Origin of the sequence: Micromonospora sp. DT53 (assembly GCF_049841535.1) — a bacterium.
Classification (GTDB): domain Bacteria; phylum Actinomycetota; class Actinomycetes; order Mycobacteriales; family Micromonosporaceae; genus Micromonospora.
Genome location: NZ_JBNCKM010000002.1, coordinates 497,044 through 515,778, shown reverse-complemented (window position 1 = coordinate 515,778; position 18,735 = coordinate 497,044). Strand labels below are relative to the sequence as shown.

At 71.3% G+C, this 18,735-nt stretch carries 20 protein-coding genes; 8 read left to right on the top strand and 12 right to left on the bottom strand.

Annotated elements, in window-relative coordinates:
- Positions 1-115: 115 nt before the first annotated feature.
- The 3 genes from ACLQ3B_RS08245 to ACLQ3B_RS08235 all read right to left on the bottom strand — a co-directional run bounded on the left by ACLQ3B_RS08245 (position 116) and on the right by ACLQ3B_RS08235 (position 2,016).
- Positions 116-694, bottom strand: coding sequence for a hypothetical protein (locus ACLQ3B_RS08245; protein ID WP_425778844.1), 579 nt, complete (start codon positions 692-694; stop codon positions 116-118).
- Positions 695-837: 143 nt separating this feature from the next.
- Positions 838-1,056, bottom strand: coding sequence for a hypothetical protein (locus ACLQ3B_RS08240; protein WP_327033162.1), 219 nt, complete (start codon positions 1,054-1,056; stop codon positions 838-840).
- 315 nt (positions 1,057-1,371) lie between these two features.
- Positions 1,372-2,016 carry a class I SAM-dependent methyltransferase gene (locus ACLQ3B_RS08235; protein WP_425778842.1) on the bottom strand — a complete coding sequence of 215 codons (645 nt, stop codon included), beginning with the start codon at positions 2,014-2,016 and terminating at the stop codon, positions 1,372-1,374.
- A 92-nt stretch (positions 2,017-2,108) separates the two neighbouring features.
- On the opposite strand from ACLQ3B_RS08235, the gene ACLQ3B_RS08230 reads away from it, so the two are divergent.
- Positions 2,109-2,663: a DUF4240 domain-containing protein gene (locus ACLQ3B_RS08230; RefSeq protein ID WP_425778840.1), complete on the top strand. Its 555-nt coding sequence runs from the start codon at positions 2,109-2,111 to the stop codon at positions 2,661-2,663.
- Between the two features lie 35 nt (positions 2,664-2,698).
- On the opposite strand, the gene ACLQ3B_RS08225 is transcribed toward ACLQ3B_RS08230, so the two are convergent.
- Positions 2,699-3,316, bottom strand: a complete 618-nt coding sequence (locus tag ACLQ3B_RS08225) for a pyridoxamine 5'-phosphate oxidase family protein (RefSeq protein ID WP_425778838.1) — start codon at positions 3,314-3,316, stop codon at positions 2,699-2,701.
- A gap of 165 nt (positions 3,317-3,481) precedes the next feature.
- On the opposite strand from ACLQ3B_RS08225, the gene ACLQ3B_RS08220 reads away from it, so the two are divergent.
- The 3 genes from ACLQ3B_RS08220 to ACLQ3B_RS08210 are packed head-to-tail and all read left to right on the top strand — an operon-like array spanning position 3,482 to position 5,651.
- Complete coding sequence (locus ACLQ3B_RS08220; protein WP_425778836.1) at positions 3,482-3,985, top strand: DUF2231 domain-containing protein; 504 nt, start codon at positions 3,482-3,484, stop codon at positions 3,983-3,985.
- On the top strand, positions 3,985-4,536 hold the full coding sequence (locus tag ACLQ3B_RS08215) for an Hsp20/alpha crystallin family protein (protein ID WP_425778834.1): 552 nt from the start codon (positions 3,985-3,987) through the stop codon (positions 4,534-4,536). The genes ACLQ3B_RS08220 and ACLQ3B_RS08215 overlap by 1 nt, the downstream gene beginning before the upstream one ends.
- An 8-nt stretch (positions 4,537-4,544) precedes the next feature.
- Positions 4,545-5,651 carry a glycosyltransferase family 9 protein gene (locus ACLQ3B_RS08210; protein ID WP_425778832.1) on the top strand — a complete coding sequence of 369 codons (1,107 nt, stop codon included), beginning with the start codon at positions 4,545-4,547 and terminating at the stop codon, positions 5,649-5,651.
- Position 5,652: 1 nt separating this feature from the next.
- Here ACLQ3B_RS08210 and ACLQ3B_RS08205 read toward each other — a convergent pair whose 3' ends face one another.
- A complete protein-coding gene (locus tag ACLQ3B_RS08205; protein WP_425778830.1) occupies positions 5,653-6,531 on the bottom strand; it encodes a glycosyltransferase family 2 protein in 879 nt (292 codons plus the stop codon).
- Positions 6,528-8,375, bottom strand: a complete 1,848-nt coding sequence (gene rfaE2 / locus ACLQ3B_RS08200; protein ID WP_425778828.1) for a D-glycero-beta-D-manno-heptose 1-phosphate adenylyltransferase — start codon at positions 8,373-8,375, stop codon at positions 6,528-6,530. Before rfaE2 ends, ACLQ3B_RS08205 begins: the two co-directional genes overlap by 4 nt.
- Positions 8,376-8,531: 156 nt before the next feature.
- On the opposite strand from rfaE2, the gene ACLQ3B_RS08195 reads away from it, so the two are divergent.
- Positions 8,532-9,074: a type 1 glutamine amidotransferase domain-containing protein gene (locus ACLQ3B_RS08195; RefSeq protein ID WP_425778826.1), complete on the top strand. Its 543-nt coding sequence runs from the start codon at positions 8,532-8,534 to the stop codon at positions 9,072-9,074.
- A gap of 161 nt (positions 9,075-9,235) precedes the next feature.
- A complete protein-coding gene (locus tag ACLQ3B_RS08190; RefSeq protein ID WP_425778824.1) occupies positions 9,236-10,912 on the top strand; it encodes an MDR family MFS transporter in 1,677 nt (558 codons plus the stop codon).
- 64 nt (positions 10,913-10,976) lie between these two features.
- On the opposite strand, the gene ACLQ3B_RS08185 is transcribed toward ACLQ3B_RS08190, so the two are convergent.
- Positions 10,977-11,609: a TetR/AcrR family transcriptional regulator gene (locus ACLQ3B_RS08185; protein ID WP_425778822.1), complete on the bottom strand. Its 633-nt coding sequence runs from the start codon at positions 11,607-11,609 to the stop codon at positions 10,977-10,979.
- 124 nt (positions 11,610-11,733) lie between these two features.
- Here ACLQ3B_RS08185 and ACLQ3B_RS08180 point away from each other — a divergent pair, with 124 nt between their 5' ends.
- Positions 11,734-12,768, top strand: coding sequence for an aldo/keto reductase (locus ACLQ3B_RS08180; protein ID WP_425778820.1), 1,035 nt, complete (start codon positions 11,734-11,736; stop codon positions 12,766-12,768).
- A gap of 35 nt (positions 12,769-12,803) precedes the next feature.
- Here the strand turns inward: ACLQ3B_RS08180 and ACLQ3B_RS08175 are convergent, their stop codons facing one another.
- Positions 12,804-13,295, bottom strand: coding sequence for an NUDIX domain-containing protein (locus ACLQ3B_RS08175; RefSeq protein WP_425778818.1), 492 nt, complete (start codon positions 13,293-13,295; stop codon positions 12,804-12,806).
- A gap of 71 nt (positions 13,296-13,366) precedes the next feature.
- Between ACLQ3B_RS08175 and ACLQ3B_RS08170 the strand changes: the two genes are divergently transcribed.
- Entirely contained in the window at positions 13,367-15,001 is a 1,635-nt protein-coding gene (locus tag ACLQ3B_RS08170) for a fatty acid--CoA ligase (protein WP_425779830.1), read from the top strand.
- Between the two features lie 179 nt (positions 15,002-15,180).
- Here ACLQ3B_RS08170 and ACLQ3B_RS08165 read toward each other — a convergent pair whose 3' ends face one another.
- The 4 genes from ACLQ3B_RS08165 to ACLQ3B_RS08150 all read right to left on the bottom strand — a co-directional run bounded on the left by ACLQ3B_RS08165 (position 15,181) and on the right by ACLQ3B_RS08150 (position 18,593).
- On the bottom strand, positions 15,181-16,191 hold the full coding sequence (locus ACLQ3B_RS08165) for an NADPH:quinone reductase (protein WP_425778816.1): 1,011 nt from the start codon (positions 16,189-16,191) through the stop codon (positions 15,181-15,183).
- Positions 16,192-16,219: 28 nt separating this feature from the next.
- Positions 16,220-16,873, bottom strand: coding sequence for an HAD family hydrolase (locus ACLQ3B_RS08160; protein WP_210821116.1), 654 nt, complete (start codon positions 16,871-16,873; stop codon positions 16,220-16,222).
- 32 nt (positions 16,874-16,905) lie between these two features.
- Entirely contained in the window at positions 16,906-17,733 is an 828-nt protein-coding gene (locus ACLQ3B_RS08155) for an SCO6745 family protein (RefSeq protein WP_425779829.1), read from the bottom strand.
- A 188-nt stretch (positions 17,734-17,921) separates the two neighbouring features.
- Positions 17,922-18,593 (bottom strand): FKBP-type peptidyl-prolyl cis-trans isomerase, encoded by a 672-nt coding sequence (locus tag ACLQ3B_RS08150; RefSeq protein WP_425778814.1) that lies wholly within the window; start codon positions 18,591-18,593, stop codon positions 17,922-17,924.
- Positions 18,594-18,735 lie beyond the last annotated feature (142 nt).

Below are 18,735 nucleotides of genomic sequence, written 5' to 3'. Positions count from 1 at the left end.
TCCGTCAGGCGGCTCGGTACAGAAGCCCAGGTCATTGGCCTGGGCTTCGCCGTTTCCCAAGGTCCACGACAGCGCCGCCGGACGTCCCTCAAGCCCATGGCCCCGTTGTCACATCTCACCAGTCCAGACCTGCTTTCAAGCACAGGATCCCAGCCTGGGTGTGCCAGCCGCTTCGGTACAGGTCTACCGGGTAGCCGAACTCTCTGACTTTCCTGTCGGCTGTCTCTACTGAGACGCGCATCGGCAACGGCTCGTCCCGGACTTCGGGCGGGCACTGAAGCCGCAGCTTGACGTCGAGCCAGCGGGTGCTCCCGGGGCGCAGCGACTGGGACTGGCCGGTGTCCTGAATCAGGACGCCAGGTGTCTGCGCTTGCACCGCACGGATCGTGACCGGCAGAGGGCCAAAGTTGGACACTTCCACCGACCCGTCCAATTCGGCGACGCCCTTGGTAACGACGCCGTCGGTACGGGCCGCCCCCGGTATGACGACGAGTGCGACCGAGGCGGCCCGTTCCCGCTGCTCACGACGGTCTCGCAACTCGTTGACACTGATGCCGCCCAGCAGCAAGCCGGCCAGGAAGGCGGCGATGAGGCGCAGTTGGGCCTTCTTGACCGCACGACGGGTCGAGGTGGCACCCGATTCGGCCGGCACATGCTTGTGCTCGTCGAGATCGATCACGTCATGCTCAGGCACCACGACAGATTAGGGCCTCGATCCCCTGACGCGTGGTCCGTGCCATCCACGTGCCAGTAGCCGATGCCCAGGACGGTCATCGCCGGCCCATGGTCGACAACTGGACCGTCTCGGGAGGCCGGCCACCGCCGACGGGGTATCTCTTACCGCAGCATGTCCGCGTCGCCCGTTTCCTGATCGACAGCCACCCGCAGCGGCCATCCGAAATTCACGATGTGACAGGGACTCTCGCCGGTCACGGTCATCACCTGCTCGACGGTCACCCCCTGCACGCTCGGTGGTTCGCGCAGATCCTGACGCTCCGCGAGGCGACAGGCCAGGAATCGCATCGCGATCTGGATCGCCTCATCGGTGTCAACCACGAGACGACAGTACGTAGTGGAGGCCCAGCCCGGCCACCCACCCAGGGGTCGGCGGGCGTCGCGTGTCAGTGCCCGCCGCGCGATGGTCATATGTTCAGCAGGCCGCCGTTGCGCACGGCGGATTTTACTTACGATAAAGGGCGTCAGCCCTGGCCACCGCGTCGCGGGCCCCCATCCGGGTCCTCATGCCAAGGGCTCGTCACCTTCAGGCCGTGGATCGCCGCCACGGCCTGAAGGTTCGGCTGACCCGCCAGGCCAGGAGCGTCGGCCCCGCGGGTCCAGCCCCGGCGATGGCTCCGCGAGTGCGGGTGCCGCTCAGGGTGCCCGTCGTCCGACGACGATGCCGCCGAGCCGGCTCTCCGCCGAGGTGACAGTGGTCTGCGAGTCGACTGTGAACCCGTTCTGGCGCAGCCAGGCCGCCACCTGGGCGGGCTGCCGACGATGGACATGCACGTTCATCGGGTGGCCGCCGTAGCCCTCCGTCTTCAGGGTTGTCTCGTCGCCCACGTGGAAGCCGAGCAGCAGGGGCCCACCGGGGCGCACCACCCGGCGGAAGTGCGCGAACACCGTGCCGATCTGGTCGTCGGGGATGTGGATCAGGGAGTACCAGGCGATCAGGCCGGTGACCGAGTCATCGGCAAGGTCGAGGTCGGTCATCGAGCCGACCTCGAACCTCAGTTCCGGGTGATCACGGCGGGCCACGTCGATCATCCCGGGTGAGAGATCGATCCCGAAGGCGTCGACGCCGAGCGTGTGCAGGTGGGCGGTGATCCGCCCTGGTCCGCAGCCGACATCCGCGACCGGCCCGCCGCCGGCACGGTGCACGAGCTCCGCGAACGTCGCCAGAGCGGCGCGTTCGTGCGGTGCCCCCGCCAGGAGGTCATGTACCAGGCGCGCGTAGCTGACCGCGACCGTGTCGTAGGAGGTGCGGGTTTCTGCCAACCAGTCGTCATCGTCCACGGCGGCAACGCTAGGGCAGCGACACGGCGACCGGTCGATGTGGAGGCACGACGAATTCAGGAAGTGTCGGCGGTGGTCGATATGGTCCGCCGGTGACCGTGACCACCGATGCCCCCGGGACGCTGCCCACCCCCGCCGACGAGGCCCGGCTGTGGGCACTCGTCGAGGCGGCCTGGGCCGAGTTGGGCGCCGAGCCCTTGGCGCTGCGGCAGGCCCTCGTCGAGCGTGACCCCGCCAATGACCACGGCGATGACGATGCTGGCCCGTCGTACGCGATCGACGCCTGGCTTGATGCCTTCCTGGCCCGCCTCGGGCAACTGACCGTCGAGTTCACGGGGCAGGAGTTGACCGATCTCGACCGGGTGGTGGAGCGCAAGCTGCACGACCTCGACCGGGAGGACATCCACGAGGTGACCGACGGGTCGGACGACGGCTTCCTCTACTGCCGAGGTTTCATCGTGGCCCTGGGACGGGCGTACTACGAGGCGGTCCTCGCCGACCCCGCGATGGCTCTGCTGGACGCCGACTGCGAAGGCATGTGTTACTTCTTCGCGCACCTGCACAACGACCGGTTCGGTTCGTGGCCGGAGACCGGCTCCGGGATCTCCCGGGAGTCGTTCGGCAACCCGGCCGGCTGGTCGGCCTGACCGGCATCACGCGGGTCACGCGGCGAGGCCCAGGATCAGACGTAGATCTTCTTGGCGTACTCCGGGCCGTAGTGCCGTTCCAGGTCTTCGAGGCTCTCCGGCGGTGCCTCGACCTCCTTGATCAGGCGTGCCCGGGTCGGCAGCGCCTCGGGCTGCCAGGTTTCTGGCCGCCACAGCGCGGACCGCAGGAACGCCTTCGCGCAGTGGTAGAAGATCTGCTCGATCTCCACCACCACGGCGAGCACCGGCCGGTGCCCCTTGACCACCATGTCGTCGAACCAGGGCGCGTCGCTGACCAGGCGGGCTCGTCCGTTGATCCGTAGCGTGTCGGTCCGCCCGGGGATCAGGAAGAGCATCCCGACGTGCGGGTTGTCGAGGATGTTGCGGTAGCCGTCGGCCCGCTTGTTGCCGGGCCGCTCGGGCAGCGCGATGGTCGTGTCGTCCAGCACCAGGGCGAAGCCGGCCGGGTCGCCCTTGGGTGAGACGTCGCAGCTGCCGTCCGCGCCGGCCGTGGCCAGCAGGCAGAACGGCGAGGCGCCGAGCCACTCCCGGTCCCGCTCGTGCAGGCGGGTGCGGTCCTTGTTGGCGGCCCGCGCGTGCGGCACGCCGAGCAACTCGCGTAACTCCTCGTGCGAGGTGATCTCCACCGTCACGTTGTCCTCCCTCAGCCGTTGACCCGGTGGTGGGCACCACCGTCGTCAGCCTATGCCGCCGTGACCAGCGCGAGGTTTGTGCCTGGTTGCCGGGGGTACGGCCTCACCCGACGCGCTCGCCGCACGAGACCGTTCCGCAGGACGCCGACCAGTGGAGGCCGGGAGATGGAGAGCCGACTCAAGGTGCTGGGTCACCCAGTCCATCCGATGCTGGTCATGTTTCCGGTCGCGCTGCTGGCCACGGCTGTGCTGTTCGACGTGGTGGACACCGTGGGTGGTCCGGACCTGCTCGGCGAGGTCGCGTACTGGAACATCACCGTCGGCCTGATCGGTGGCCTGCTCGCTGCGGCGGCCGGCTCGTTCGACCTGCTGGCGATTCCGACAGGCACCCGCGCCAAGCGGGTGGGTCTGCTGCACGCCGGCGCCAACGTCGCGGTGATCCTGCTCTTCGCCGCCGTGTGGGCCGTCCGGCTCAACGCCGATTCCCGGGCCGCCGGTGGGGCACTTGTCGCCATCGAGGTGGTGGCCGTGGCGATTCTCGGCATCAGCGCCTGGCTCGGCGGTGAGCTGGTCGATCGGCTCGGTGTGGGCGTCGACCGCGACGCCGGCCTGGACGCGCCCAGCTCGCTACGGCCGCCGGCGGCCACCCAGCGGATCGGAGAGGTGTGATGAGCGAACAGCAGTTTGGTGGCTTCGGCCGGGGGTGGCGGGGCGGCCGGCAGCAGGGCTGGGACCCGATGGGGGAGTTGCAGTCGCTGCGCGCCGAGTTGAGCCGCCTGGTCGGCGGTCGGGCCGGGGCGTCCGACGTCGAGCTGACCGAGACCTCGGACGGCTGGGAGGTCGTCGTTCGGCTGCCCGGGGTGGCGCCGGAGGAGGTGGCCGTCGAGTTGGACGACCGCGAGTTGTGCGTGCGGGCCCGCTCGGAGGCGGAGGTCAACGCCGACCAGGGCATCCCCGGCGGTTTCGAGACGCGCGGCTTCGAATACCGGGTCAACCTGCCGTCGCGGGTCGAGCCGGACGCCATCGACGCGGTGATGGACCATGGTCTGCTCCGGGTCCGGCTGCCGCGGGCGACCCGGCCCACGCCGCGCACCATCACCGTGGGCCGCACCGGGCCGCCCTCCGGCGGCCGCTCCACGGGTACGCCGATGCCTGCCGATCCCGCTGCGGACCGGGAGTTGCACCGCCCGGACACCGCCGGCGAGATCGACCGGCCGTAGCGGGCCGCATGGTCAGCCCTTCCGTGCTCGGCCCGACCGCCGAGCGCCTTCCCGACGTGCGGCGGATCGCCGTGCTGCGCGCCAACGCGCTCGGCGATTTCATCTTCGCCCTGCCGGCGCTTGACGCGTTGCGCGGCGCGTACCCCTCGGCGGAGATCGTGTTGCTCGGTGCGCCGTGGCACGCGAAGCTCTGGCGCGACCGGCCCGGCCCGGTGGATCGGGTGCTGGTGGTGCCGGCGACGCCCGGCATCCGTACGCCGGACCCGGGCGAGCCGGAGTCGTCGATGGACGACTTCCTGGCCGCTGCCACCGGTGCGCAATTCGACCTGGCGGTGCAGATCCACGGTGGCGGCGCCAACTCCAACCCGCTGGTGAGTCGTCTCGGCGCCCGGTTGACCGTCGGCCTGCGCGCCGACGACGCGCCGCCGCTGGACCGCTGGCTCCGCTACGTCTACTACCAGCACGAGGTGATCCGCTACCTGGAGGTGGTGGCGTTGGTGGGGGCACCCGCCACCACCATCACGCCGATGCTGGCGGTGACCGACGCCGACCGGGCCGAGGCCGCCCGGGTGCTCGGCCCGGCGGGCCGCCCCCGGGTGGCGTTGCATCCGGGTGCCACCGACACCCGCCGCCGCTGGCCCGCGGAGCGCTTCGCCGAGGTGGCCCGTGCGCTGCACGAGGACGGCTACGAGGTGCTGGTCACCGGCACGCCCTCCGAGCAGGACGTGGTGGACCGGGTCGTCGCGGCGGCCGGGGTGCCGGTGCGACCGCAGGTGGGCACGCTCAGCCTCGGCGGGCTGCTGGGTTGCTATGCCGACTGCGCGTTGGTCGTCTCGAACGACACGGGCCCGCTGCACGTGGCGGCGGCGGTGGGCGCGCCCACGGTGGGCATCTTCTGGGTCGGCAACCTGATCAACGGGGCCAGTCCGCTGCGGGGTCGACATCGGCCGATCAGCTCCTGGACGGTGCACTGCCCGGTCTGCGGGGTCGACTGCACACCTGGCATCTATCCCCACCGGCCGGGCGACGGTGATTGCCCGCACCGGGACTCGTTCGTCACCGACGTTCCGGTGGTCGAGGTGCTGGAAGCCGCCCGGGAGTTGCTCACCCGGTAGTTCAGGCCGGCTGTGGGGTGTCCTCGTCGGCGAGGACGACCTCCCACGCCTCCACGTCCCGGTCGGTGACAGTGGTGGGGGACTCCAGGTGGTACGCGCCGCTGGGCAGGATGCCCGCGCCGCCGTAGCGGGACAACACGGCGAGCTGCGCGGCCACGTCCTCGCCCTGGTGCTTCTCCTGCACCCGACGCCAGAAGTCGAAGCCACCGGCGTCGACGAGTTTGGCCCGGTCGTAGAGCACGCACCCGCCGACCCAGGAGACCTTGTACGCCCGCCACGCGCCCGGCGGCAGCGCCAACTGCTCGGTGATGTGCAGCAGGTTGGCGGCCGAGTGGATCCGGGCCCGGTTCCACTCCGGGGTGCCGGGTCGGATCCGCTCCGGTGTGGGCGGGCCGGTCCACTCCTCGTAGTGGCCGTGCGATTCCGGCCGCACGTCGGCGGTGTACGAGAGCCCGTGCACGCCGTTGCCGACGAACCCGCAGCCCAGTTCACCGATCGCGGTGACCAGTCGGTGCAGCGCACCCGGTTCCAGCCAGATGTCGTCGTCGAGGCTGAGGACGTACCGGGCGGCCGAGGCGGCGAGCAGGTACGCGCGGTGTTCGGCCAACCCTCGCCGGGGCAGCCTGCGGGTCAGCAGCACGGGGTGCCCCCGCTGGCGCAGCGCCCGGACCATTGTGGCCGCGGCGGGGTGCGCGTACGCCGGGTCCCCATCGGACTGGTCGCTGACGACCACGCCGAAGCCGGGTACGCCGTCCTGGGCGGCGAGCCCGCCCAGGGTGACGGCCAGCTCGGCGGGCCGGTTCCGGGTCGGAATCAGCACGTCTACCAGCCGGTCGGCGCGGAACTCCTGCGGGGCGCCGAGGTCGAGGGGCCGGTTCACGACGCCTGGGTGCGGGAGCTGAGCGACGGGTCGGTGAGGTGTGGCGCCGGGTCGTTGAGGTGTGGCGCCGGATCCTGGCTGTGCGACCGGATCCGCTCGATGATCGCGGAGGTGGACCGGTCCGGCACGTACCCCAGGGTGCGCACCTGACCGCCCAGCCGGCGCACCAGCGGCGCCTCCGGCACCAGCTCCGGCGGATAGTCGCCGCCCTTGACGTACACGTCGGGTCGGACCGCCTCGATCAGCGCGGCGGGTGAGTCCTCCTCGAACACCACCACGTGGTCCACGCAGGCGAGCGCGGCGAGCAGGGCGCCCCGGTCCTCGACCGGGTTGACCGGCCGGTCCGGGCCCTTCAGTCGTCGTACGCTGCCGTCCGAGTTGACCGCCACGATGAGCAGGTCGCCCAACGCGCGGGCCTGCTCCAGGTAGCGCACGTGCCCGCGGTGCAGCACGTCGAAGCAGCCGTTGGTGAAGACCACCGACCGTCCCGCCTCGCGGTACTCGGCGACGATCGCGTCCAACTCGTCCCCGCCGACCAGCGCGGGATGGCTCGTGGTGTGGGTCGGCTGGTCGAGCGCGGCGAGCAGGTCGTCCCGTCGGCACACGCAGGTGCCGGTGTCCGAGACGGTGATGGTGGCCGCCAGCTGGGCCAGTTGGGCGGCGGTGGGCAGGGGCGCGTCGGCGGCCAGGGCCAACGTCATCGCCGCCAGGTACGCGTCGCCGGCGCCCACGGCGTGACTCGCCGGCACCGGGGTGCTGTGGCTGCGTCGTGGCTCCCCGTCGGCGCCACCGACCACCGCGCCCTCGGTGTCCAGGGTCACCGCGACCACGTCGGCGCCGGTGTGCGCACGCAGTTCGGCCAGCCGCGACTCGGCCAGGACGGCTCGGTCGACGCCCTCTCCGGCCCGGGTGTTCACGGTGACGCCGGTGCCGGTGACGCTGAGCCCGTCGCCGGTGAGAGCCACCCGTCCCTCGCCCGGGGTGGGCTCGCCGACCGGCCCGGGACGGCGGTCCGGTGCCGGGTCCGAGGCGGTGTCGTCGTCGGCGCGTACCGCGCCCGGTGCCGCGCCCAGTGTCATCTCCGAGGGCCCGTCGGTCGGGTCGCCGTCCGGGTGTTCCAGGTGCAGTTCCGTCCCGCCGGTCGGTCGGGTCGTACCGCCCGCGCGGGCCAACAGTCGGGTCGCCTCGGCGAAGCTGGGAGTGACCACGGTCGGCGCGAGGCCCCGCCAGTCGGCCAGGTCATGGGCGTCCAGCGCGACAGTGGCGTACCGCTGGCGGTTCTCGACCAGCCACGCGCGGACCGGCGCGGGCAGCGCGCCCAGGCCGTAGTCGCAGACCACCAGGGTTGGTGCCTCCCCACCGGCTGCGGCGCGCAACTCCTCGGTGGCGCAGCTCAGGGCGGTGAGCAGTCGGGAGACGCCGTCGTGGCCCAGGGCGTCCTCCGGGTCGCCGGAGTCCTCACGCAGCAGGATCTGGTTGCCGGCCAACATTCGCCGCTTCACCGGGGTTGGCCGTCCGGGCTGGTTGACCGTGCGGTCCCAGACGCCCGCGCGGTCCAGGCAGTCGTGTAGTTCGTCCCCGGCGACGTCGGCGCCGACAGGTGCCACCAGCACCGCCCGGCCGCCGAGGGCGGCGACGTTGACGGCGGTGTTCGCGGCCCCACCGGCGGCGGAGATTCGCCGGCGCAGGGTGAGGACGGGGGCGGGCGCCTCCCGGCAGAGCCGGTCGGAGTCGGCGAACCGCCATTCGTCCAACATGGCGTCACCGACGATCAGGACTGGGCGTCCGAGCCAGCTCTCCACGACGGTGGCGAGCCGGCGCTGTTCCGCTGCTGCTCCTGCCATGCCTCCCCGGGTCCCCAGCGGCCTGGCGGACAAACCTGAGCGGTCCCTGACCTGCGGCTACGTCACCGCTGTGCCCTTCGTGACCCGGCTAGGCGGTTTCGGACGTTCGGCGGCGGGAAGGGGATTGAGGTAACCCCGGAAAGGAGATGTACCGAGATGGCAGCGACATTGCAGGGCAAGCGGATCGCCTTCCTGGCCGCCGACGGTGTCGAGGAGGTCGAGTACGTCCAGCCGCGCGAGGCGGTCGAGAACGCCGGCGCGACGGCCGAGTTGGTCTCGCTGAAGCCCGGTTCGATCCAGTCCTTCAACCACCTGGACCACTCCAAGACCTACGACGTGGACGTGACCGTCGACAGGGCCGACGCCGCCGGATACGACGCGCTGGTGCTGCCCGGAGGGGTGGCGAACCCGGACTTCCTGCGGGGCGACCCGGACGCGGTGCGGTTCGTGAAGGCGTTCTTCGACGCGGGCAAGCCCGTCGGGGTGATCTGTCACGGCCCGTGGACGCTCATCGAGGCGGACGTGGTGCGCGGTCGACGGATCACCTCCTGGCCCACCCTCCGTACCGACCTGACCAACGCCGGCGCCACCTGGGTGGACGAGGAGTGCGTGACGGACGGCAACCTGACCAGCAGCCGCAAGCCCGACGACCTCCCCGCCTTCTGCGCACAAATCACCAAAACCTTCACCACCTCCTGACCCCTAACCCCCACCCGCCCCCGGTTGATCATGAAGTTATTGCCACGACACGCCGCGCACGGTGGCAATAACTTCATGATCAACGCTTTTCAAGGGGGTCCGGTGGGGGTTTCTTTTTGGGGGTTGGCGCATGTTTTGCGGGTGGCGGGATAGAAGGGCACATGACCACCGAAGCCTCCGACGCACCGGTGCTGAACCGTCAGCAGATCCGACTGCTCATGTTCGGCCTGATGACCGGCATGCTGCTGGCCGCACTCGACCAGACCATCGTCGGCACGGCGCTGCCGACAATCGTTGGCGAGCTGGGCGGAATCAACCACTACTCCTGGGTGGTCACCGCGTACCTGCTCGCCTCGACCGCGTCGACGCCGCTCTACGGCAAGATGGCCGACCTGTATGGTCGCCGACCTGTCTTCCTCTTCTCGATCGGCACGTTCCTGGTCGGCTCGTTGCTGGCCGGGCTGTCGCAGAACATGACCCAGCTGATCATCACCCGGGGTATCCAGGGCCTCGGCGCCGGTGGTCTGCTGACGCTCGCGTTCACCATCATCTCGGACGTGGTGTCACCCCGGGAGCGTGGTCGCTACCAGGGCCTGTTCGGCGCGGTCTTCGGGATCTCGTCGGTCGCCGGGCCGCTGGTGGGCGGTTACTTTGCGGAGACCGACTGGCGGTGGATCTTCTACATCAACGTGCCGCTGGCGATCCTGGCCATCGTCGTCTGCTACCACGTGATGCGGCTGATCCCGTTCGAACGTCGGGACCACTCGATCGACTGGCTCGGCGCCGGCCTGCTGGTGGCCGGGGTGAGTTCCCTGCTGCTCGCGTTGAGCTGGGGTGGCAACGAGTACGCCTGGGGCTCCGGCGTGATCATCACGCTCTTCGTGGTCGGCGCGGTGTTGGGGGTGCTCTTCGTCCTTCAGGAGGCCCGGGTGGCCGAGCCGATCCTGCCGCTGCGGCTGTTCCGGAGCGCGACCTTCGCGCTGGCCAACTCGGCCCTGCTCATCATCGGTCTGGTGATGTTCGGTTCGATCATCTTCATTCCGCTGTACCTGCAGATCGTGAAGGGCGCCTCGCCGACCCGCAGTGGTCTGCTGATGCTGCCGATGATGGCCGGCATCATCATCACCTCGATCCTGACCGGCCGTGCGATGACCCGGATCGGCCGCTACAAGTGGTTCCCGGTGGCCGGCTCGGTGACCCTGCTGGTCGGCATGTTCCTCTTCACCCAGCTGGAGGTGGCCACCTCCCTCTGGGTCGCGTTCGGGTTCATGGTGGTGATCGGCGTCGGGCTGGGCCTGTGCATGCAGTCGCTGATCCTGGCGGTGCAGAACGCGGTCTCCGTACGTGACCTGGGGGCTGGCACCTCCTCGGCGACCTTCTTCCGGTCGCTGGGCGGTTCGTTCGGGGTGGCGATCCTCGGCACGGTGCTCTCGTCCCGGCTGACCGGCGGGCTCGCCGACCGGTTGCCCGGCGCGATCGCGCAGCTTCCGCCGCAGGAGCAGGCCGCCGTGGCGGCGAGCGGCGGCACCAACATCTCGATCAACGATCCGGCGACCATCCTGGCCCTGCCGGGGCCGGTGCGCGCGGCCATCCAGGGCGCCTTCGTCGACGCGCTGGACATGGTCTTCCTGACCGCCGGTCTGATCGCGATCGTGGCGGTGGTGGTGACCCTGACGCTGCCCAACACGCAGCTGCGGGGTGCCGGCCCGAAGGGCGCCACCGGTGGCGCCGACCCGCTCGGCGGCGAGGCCCCGGCGCCGGGCGGCAAGCCGTTGACGCGGGAATCCAAGGAGGAGGCCGCCGCCGACATGGAGGCCAAGTCCCAGACGATGATCTGAGCGTCTCGACCCGACCGCCCCGGACCGCTCCGGGGCGGTCGGTGTCGGCCGGGCCCGTCGGCGGTCAGGCGGGACGGCGGTAGGCGCCGTACCACCAGGTCGCGGCCAACTCCCGGGCGGCCGCCGCGTCGGTCTCGGGGTCGGCCGGGGTGGTGCTGACGTGGTCGGCCAGGAAACGGTCGCCGCCGACCACGATCAGCCGGCTGGCCGCCGTCACGTCCAGGTCGGCGGGGGTACGCCCGGCCTGCTGCTCGATCCGGAGCGCGTCCACGGTGCGGGCCACGAACTGCTCCAGCCCGGCCGCCCAGTACTCGCGGACCGCCTCGTCGTACGCGGCGACCTCGCTGACCGCGGCCAGCACCGGGGCGTACGTCCGGTATATCCGGATCACGTCGGCGAAGACCTCGGTCAGCCGTGCGAGCGGATCGCCGGGGCCGCCCGGATCCCAGTCGCCGGTGCGGTCGAACGAGCTCTCCCGCATGGTGCCGGCGAGGCGCATGAGCAGCTCGGTCTTGTCCCGGAAGTGGGTGTAGAAGGTCGACCGCGCCACGCCGGCCTCGGCGGCGATCCGCTGCACGCCGAGGTCGGTGAAGCGGATCCCCTCCTTCAGGAGTCGCTCGGTGGCCGCCAGCACCCGCGCTTCGACTGCCGCACGTCCGTCGGGGTTGCGCGGGCGGCGGCGGGTGATCGAGGGCATAGCCGGAATCCTAGGTGGCCGGGGGCCGGGTGGGCGACGTACGCTCGTTGCCGGACACAGTGTCCGACATAGTGACCACGGAGGGTCCGACCTCGGCCTCCGACCACCACGAGGAGCGACACACGTGAAGTACCGACTGCTGGGCAACACCGGGGTGTACGTCTCGGAGATCTCGCTCGGCGCGATGACCTTCGGTGGCAAGGGGCACCCGCTCTGGGGCACCCTCGGTGGGCTGGCGCTGCCCGAGGTGCAGCGGCTGGTGGACACCGCGCTGGACGCGGGCGTCAACTTCGTCGACACCGCCGACGGCTACGGCGACGGCGAGAGCGAGGAGCTGCTCGGCAAGGCGCTCGGCAAGCGGCGTCGCGACGTCGTACTGGCGACGAAGGTGCACTCCCGGACGGGCCCCGGCCCGAACGACGTCGGCACGTCCCGGCTGCACATCATGCAGAACCTGGAGGACAGCCTGCGCCGGCTGGGCACCGATCACATCGACCTGTACCAGATCCACAACTTCGACCAGATCACCCCGATGGAGGAGATGCTGCGCGCGCTCGACGACGCGGTCCGGCAGGGCAAGGTGCGCTACATCGGCGCCGCCAACTTCGCCGCTTGGCAGATCTCCAAGGCGCTGGGCATCTCCGCCCGGGAAAAGCTGGCCGGGTTCGTCTCGGTGCAGGAGTACTACTCCCTGCTGGGTCGGGACGTGGAACGCGACGTGGTGCCGATGGCGCTCAACGAGGGTGTCGGGCTGACCGTCTGGAGCCCGCTCGCCGGTGGTTTCCTCTCCGGCAAGGTCAGCCGGGACGGCGCCGTCGCCGACAGCGGCGCGCGCAGCGCCCAGCCCGGCTACGCCAGCTTCACGCCGTTCGACCCGGAGCACGCCTTCGGGGTGGTCGACGTGCTCAAGGGCGTCGCCGAGCGGCACGAGGTCAGCCCGGCCCGGGTGGCGGTCGCCTGGCTGCTGTCCCGGCCGGCCGTGACCAGCGTGATCGTCGGTGCCCGCAAGGAGGAGCAGCTGGTCGACAACATCGCCGCCTCGGACCTCACGCTGACCGCGGAGGACCTCACCGAGCTGGACGAGGTCACCAAGCTGCCCGTCGCGTACCCGAACTGGATCCAGGAAGGGTTCTTCGCCGGGCTCCGCCTGCCGCAGTGAGGCACGGCCCCGGGGTCGGTGGCCCCGGGGCCGCCCTACTTGAGGATGAGCCGGTTGGTCTGCTCGAAGACGTCCAGGTCGGCCAGGGTCTCGATGACCGAGGTGGACAGTGGGGTGGGGAACCGGTCGCGGGCGAAGAAGCCGGCGTCGGTGGTCTCGTCGGTGACCCGGGCCAACTGCCCGTCCCACTCCTCCACCTTGAACGCGGTCGTGAACACCTGGTACGTGTGGCCGTACATGTTGGTGCTCGTCCGGTCCGGGCCGGTGTAGAGGGCGAACGCGCAGACCCGCAACGCGCGCAGCCCGGTCTCCTCACGGACCTCGCGCACCGCGCAGTCGGCGATCGACTCGCCCAGCTCCATCGCGCCGGCCGGCATGGCCCACTGGCCGTTGTCCGAGCGTTTGATCAGCAGAACGCGTCCGGCGTCGTCGTTGACCACGGCACGGGCGCCGACGAACATCAGCGTCCGGTCCCCGGCGAGCGCGCGCAACTGCCCCACGTACGAGTCGGCCCAGGAGATGCTCACCTGCGACAACTTACGGGGGTTCCCAACGTGTGACCGGCGACACTAGCTTGTTACCCATGCGTAGCACGATGATGGACGCCCCCCTGCAGATCTCCCGGATCCTCGACCACGGCGCAGGGGTGCACGGCACGGCCGAGGTGGTCACCTGGACGGGCGCCGAGCCCCGCCGGATGACGTACGCCGAGGTGGGCCGTGCCGCCGCCCGGCTGGCACACGCGCTGCGCGACGAGTGTGGGGTGACCGGCGACGAGCGGGTCGCCACCTTCATGTGGAACAACAACGAGCACCTGGTCGCCTACTTCGCGGTGCCGAGCATGGGCGCGGTGCTGCACACGCTCAACATCCGGCTCTTCCCCGACCAGGTCGTCTACATCGCCAACCACGCCGAGGACCGGGTGGTCCTCGTCGACAGCACGCTCATCCCGCTGCTGGCCCGGGTGATCGGTGAGCTGACCACGGTGCGGCACGTCGTGGTGGTCGGCGGTGGCGACCCGGCGCCGCTGGTGGCGGCCGTCGGCGACCGGATCACGGTGCACCACTGGGACGCGTTGCTCGCCGACCGGCCCGACACGTACGACTGGCCCGAGGTCGACGAGCGTGACGCCGCGGCGCTCTGCTACACCTCGGGCACCACCGGCAACCCGAAGGGCGTGGCCTACTCGCACCGGTCGATCTATCTGCACTCGTTGCAGGTCTGCATGCCTGAGGGTTTCGGTCTCGGGCCGACCGACCGCGAGTTGGCCATCGTGCCGATGTTCCACGCCATGTCGTGGGGTCTGCCGTACGCGGCCTTCCTCTCCGGCGCGTCGCTGATCATGCCGGACCGGTTCCTCCAGGCCGCGCCGATCGCCGAGATGATCGCCGCCGAGCGGCCCACCCTGGCCGGCGCGGTGCCGACCATCTGGACCGATCTGTTGGCCTACCTGGACACCCACGACGTGGACACCTCCTCGCTCGGTGAGGTGATCGTCGGCGGCTCGGCGTGCCCACCGGCGCTGATGCACGCGTTCGACGAGCGGCACGGAATCGACGTCATCCATGCCTGGGGCATGACCGAGATGTCCCCGCTGGGGTCGGTCTCGCGTCCGCCCGCCGGCGTGACAGGTGAGCAGGCGTGGCGCTACCGCTACACCCAGGGGCGGGTGCCGGCGGGCGTGCAGGCGCGGATCGTCGGCCCGTCGGGCGACCCGATGCCCGCCGATGGCAAGGCCGTGGGCGAGTTGGAGGTCCGTGGGCCGTGGGTGACCGCCCGGTACGTCGGTGACGACGCTCCGGACGAGGAGAAGTTCCGCGACGGCTGGCTGCGTACCGGCGACGTGGGCACCCTCTCGCCGGACGGGTACATCACGCTGACCGACCGCGCCAAGGACGTGATCAAGTCCGGCGGTGAGTGGATTTCGTCGGTGGAGCTGGAGAACGGGCTGATGGCCCACCCGGCGGTGCTGGAGGCGTGTGTGGTGGGTGTCCCGGACGAGCGGTGGGACGAACGTCCGCTGGCCACCGTGGTGCTCCGGGAGGGCGCTGCGGTGACCGCCGAGGAGTTGCGGGACTTCCTGGCCGGGTCGGTGGCGCGCTGGCAGCTGCCCGAGCGCTGGGCGTTCATCGACACGGTGCCGAAGACGAGCGTGGGCAAGTTCGACAAGAAGGTCGTCCGTTCGCGGTACGCCGGGGGCGAGCTGACCGTCCGGGAGCTGACCGCCCCGTAACGTTTTCCTGAGCCCCGTCGCCTATTGGGCGGAACAACAACCCTCCCCAGGGGCGGCCCCGGCGTTCGCACCGCGCCGGGGCCGCCCGCTCCACGCGGGGTGACCCGCACATCGTCATTGTTGCGAAAGTTATTCGCTTCTGTCCTGCTGATGGGGAAATCAGGCGGTCAGCGACCCGATCAGGCGTCGCTGGTGGTGATGAGCACCTTGCCCACTGCCGAGTCCTCCACCGCCTGGTGCGCCGCGGCCGCCTCGGCCAAGGGGTAGTAGTGCAGCGGCAGGCCGGCGTCCGCACCGACCCGGATGCCACCCTGGCTGGCCGCCGCCGCCACGTCCTTCACGCCCTGCGCCTTGGCCGCCTTCGGCTCCGTGTAGACAAGCACGAACTGCCAACGGGCGTTCGGCGCCATCATCGCCCGGATCGGGATGCTCACCTCGTCGCCGCCGTTGTCGGCGTACATGCAGACCGCGCCGCCGTGCCGCAGCACCTGCACATCGATCGAGGCGTTGCGGGCGGGGGAGACCTCAACGACCGTATGAACCCCGTCGGGGACGATCTTGTGGACCTCCTCGACCACGTCCTGCTCCCGATAGTTGATCACAAAGGAGGCGCCGGCCGACGCCGCGAGCTGCGCCTTCTCCGCGCTGCTCACCGTCGCGATCACCGTGGCGTCGGCCCAACGGGCGAGCTGGATCGCGGCGTTGCCGACCGCGCCCGCGCCGCCCTGCACCAGCACTGTGTGATCCGCGAGCGCGCCGGCCCGCAGCGTGTCCGGCATGAACTCGCCAGCGGTCAGACAGCGGTGCGCGGTGAGGAACGGGATGCCCAGGGCCGCGCCCAGCTCGAACGGAGCGGGGCCGAGGCGTACCGCCTGCCGGACCGGCACCAGCGTGTATTCCGCAGTCGTGCCCCACTGTCGCTGCCAGGCGGACTCCCAGACCCACACCCGCTCACCGATCAGGTCGGGGTCGACACCCTCGCCGACCGCCTCGACCACCCCCGCGCCGTCCTGCCCGGGAATCTGCCACCCGTTCGGGGCGGAGTTGCGGCGGGACTTCCAGTCGGTCGGGTTCACCCCCGCGACCGCCATCCGCACCAGGACCTCGCCCGCACCCGGCTCCGGCACCGGCCGGTCGACCAGATCAAGCACCGAAGGGTCGCCGTTGCGCTCGTACACGATGGCCTTCATTCGTGGTCTCTACCCCGCTCGGCACGGGTCAACCCAGCTCGTCCACCAGCTCGGGGGTCAGCTCACCGATCGCCTTCAGCGTCACCACGGCCAGCCCGGCGGCATCCGGATCGAGCGGGTACGAGCCGTGCGGAACCGCCACCACCCGCATCCCCGCCGCCGCCGCGGAGCGCACCCCGTTGGACGAGTCCTCCACGGCCACACAGCGGGTCGGGTCGACGCCGAGGCGCTGCGCCACGCTCAGGTACACGTCCGGCGCGGGCTTGCCCCGCTCGGTCTGCTCGGTGGAGAGAGTCGCGCCGAACGCGTCGGTCAGGCCGGTCGCCGCCAACGCCGCCTCGATCAGCCGGGTCGGCGACGAACTGGCCAACCCGAGTGGCCACCGCGCGGCCAGCCGGCGTACGACCTGGTCGGCGCCGTCGATGAGGGGTACGTGGTCCCGGTAGCGTCGGGTCATCTCCTCGACCACCTCGACGGCGACCTGCTCGGCGGTGCGGCCGACGCCCAGCTCTCCGCTGAGGTAGTGGGCCCACTCGCCGGTGCTCATCCCCATCAGTCGGCGTTGCGTGTCCGGCTGCCACGTCCCGCCGTGCGCCGCCACGTACGCCCGGCGGACCTCCTCCCACACCGGCTCGGAATCCACGATCACGCCGTCCAGGTCGAACACCACAGCATCCGTCACGGGCCCATCCTGCCCGACGGGTGGGCGCCCGGTCAGCCGGGCAGCGCGGGCAGGCCGAGCGGGCTGTCCTCGGGGAGCAGGGTGTGGCCGGACCGGGCGATCGGTTCCAGCAGCTCTCGCAGCCGGTCCGTGTCCTGCGAGCCGAGCGCCCGCCACGGGTGCGCGGCGGCCCGGTCGGTGGCGTCCTCGATGGCCTGGAACTCGGCCCGGGCATGTTCGGTGGCCCCGCCGTCCTCGGTCAACCAGCCCCGCTGGGTGAGCCGTTGGCGGGCGGCGTGCCACTGCTCCTCGGACCAGCCCCGGCCGAGCAGGTACTGCGGCGACGAACCGTCGAGCGCGACCCGCCCGGCCAGCGTCTCCACCGGGTCCAGCCCGGCAGCCACCAGCGCCGCCACGTGCCCGTCCCCCCGGTGTTCGCGCAGCGTGGTGGCGGCCTGCCAGAGCCGTGCCAGCGGGTACTCCCCGACCGGGAGCGCCGCGTTGACCGCGCCGAGCACCCGGCCGGCGAACTGCGCGGCCGAGGCGGCCCGCTCCAGCAGGTCGGCGGCCTCCGCCAGGTGCGACTCGGGCAGCTCGTAGGTCAGCTCGGCGAGCGCCTGCACGGCTCCGGTCAGGCGGGCGCGCAACGCCTCCTGCGGGGTGGCCAACCGCCACACCGCCGGCAGCGCGCGGGCCACCATCGGCGGCGCGAAGGTGAAGAAGGCGGCGATCACCGGGGCCGCCTCGGTGGCTCCCAGCGGCGCGGCCCGGCCGGCGAAGTAACCACGCCAGTAGCCGCGCAGCCCGACCGCCTCGTACGCGGCGCGGGCCCGGGGGTGGAGGTAGGTGACCGCGTGCACCGGCTCGAAGTACGCCCACATCGACCGGGCGGTCCGCCCAGGCTCGTCCAGCGCCGTCACATGCACCTCCGCGTCCCGGTTCCGATGCTCACCCCGGGCGGCGAACCGCCCGGGGTGACGCCGAACCTACTGCCGCTGGGTGACGGGCCGGAAGCCCCATGTGAACAACTCCATCGCGACCCGGCGGCAACCGGGACGACCCGGACAGGTCACTGGGCGGCGAGCACGTCCACCACGAAGCGCAGCGGGCCGGTCGGACGCCCACCGGCGGCGGCCTCGTCGTTGCCATACCCCAGCTCGCCCGGGATGTCGAGCTGCACCCGGCTGCCCACTGTCACACCGACCAGGCCCTGATCCCAGCCCGGGATGACCTGGCCGACGCCGATCGGGAAGGTCGCCGGCTGCCCGGCCTTCCAGGAGGAGTCGAACTCCTTGCCGTCCTTGTAGAACACCCCCACGTAGTTGGTGGTGATGTTCTGGCCCTTCTGCACGGCCGGGCCCTTGCCCTTGATCAGCGGGGTGACCGTGAGCTTCTTGAGCTCGCCCGTGCCCGGCGCCACAGTCGGCTTGCTGCCCAGCGCCGGGTCGGCGCCCTCGGGCAGCTGCGGAGCGGGCGGCGCGCCGGCCTCGTCAGGGGCCGGGGCGGAGGCGGACGGGGTCGCGTCGGCCTGCGTCTTGGGCTTGTCGTCGCCCCCGCCGATCGTCACGAAAACGCCGATCAACACCCCGACCACGGCGACGGCGGCGAGGCCACTGGCCCACGCGTTGCGCTTGCGCCTCGCGTCGGCGGCCTTCTTCTCTGCCAACTGGGCGGCCAGGCGGCGCCCCGACTTGGTTGCCGGGCTCTGGTCCGGGCCCGTCTGCTGCGTCCGCTCGCTCACGTCGTCGACTCCCTGCTGCGAAGTGTGGCCGGCACCCGGTGCCGGGGGGAAAGCCGACGCACACGGTACCCGCACCGCGGCCTGCCGTGCCGGCCGCGGACGTCTCGGATCGCCCAGCGCGACAGTTCCGGGGCTTTCCCGG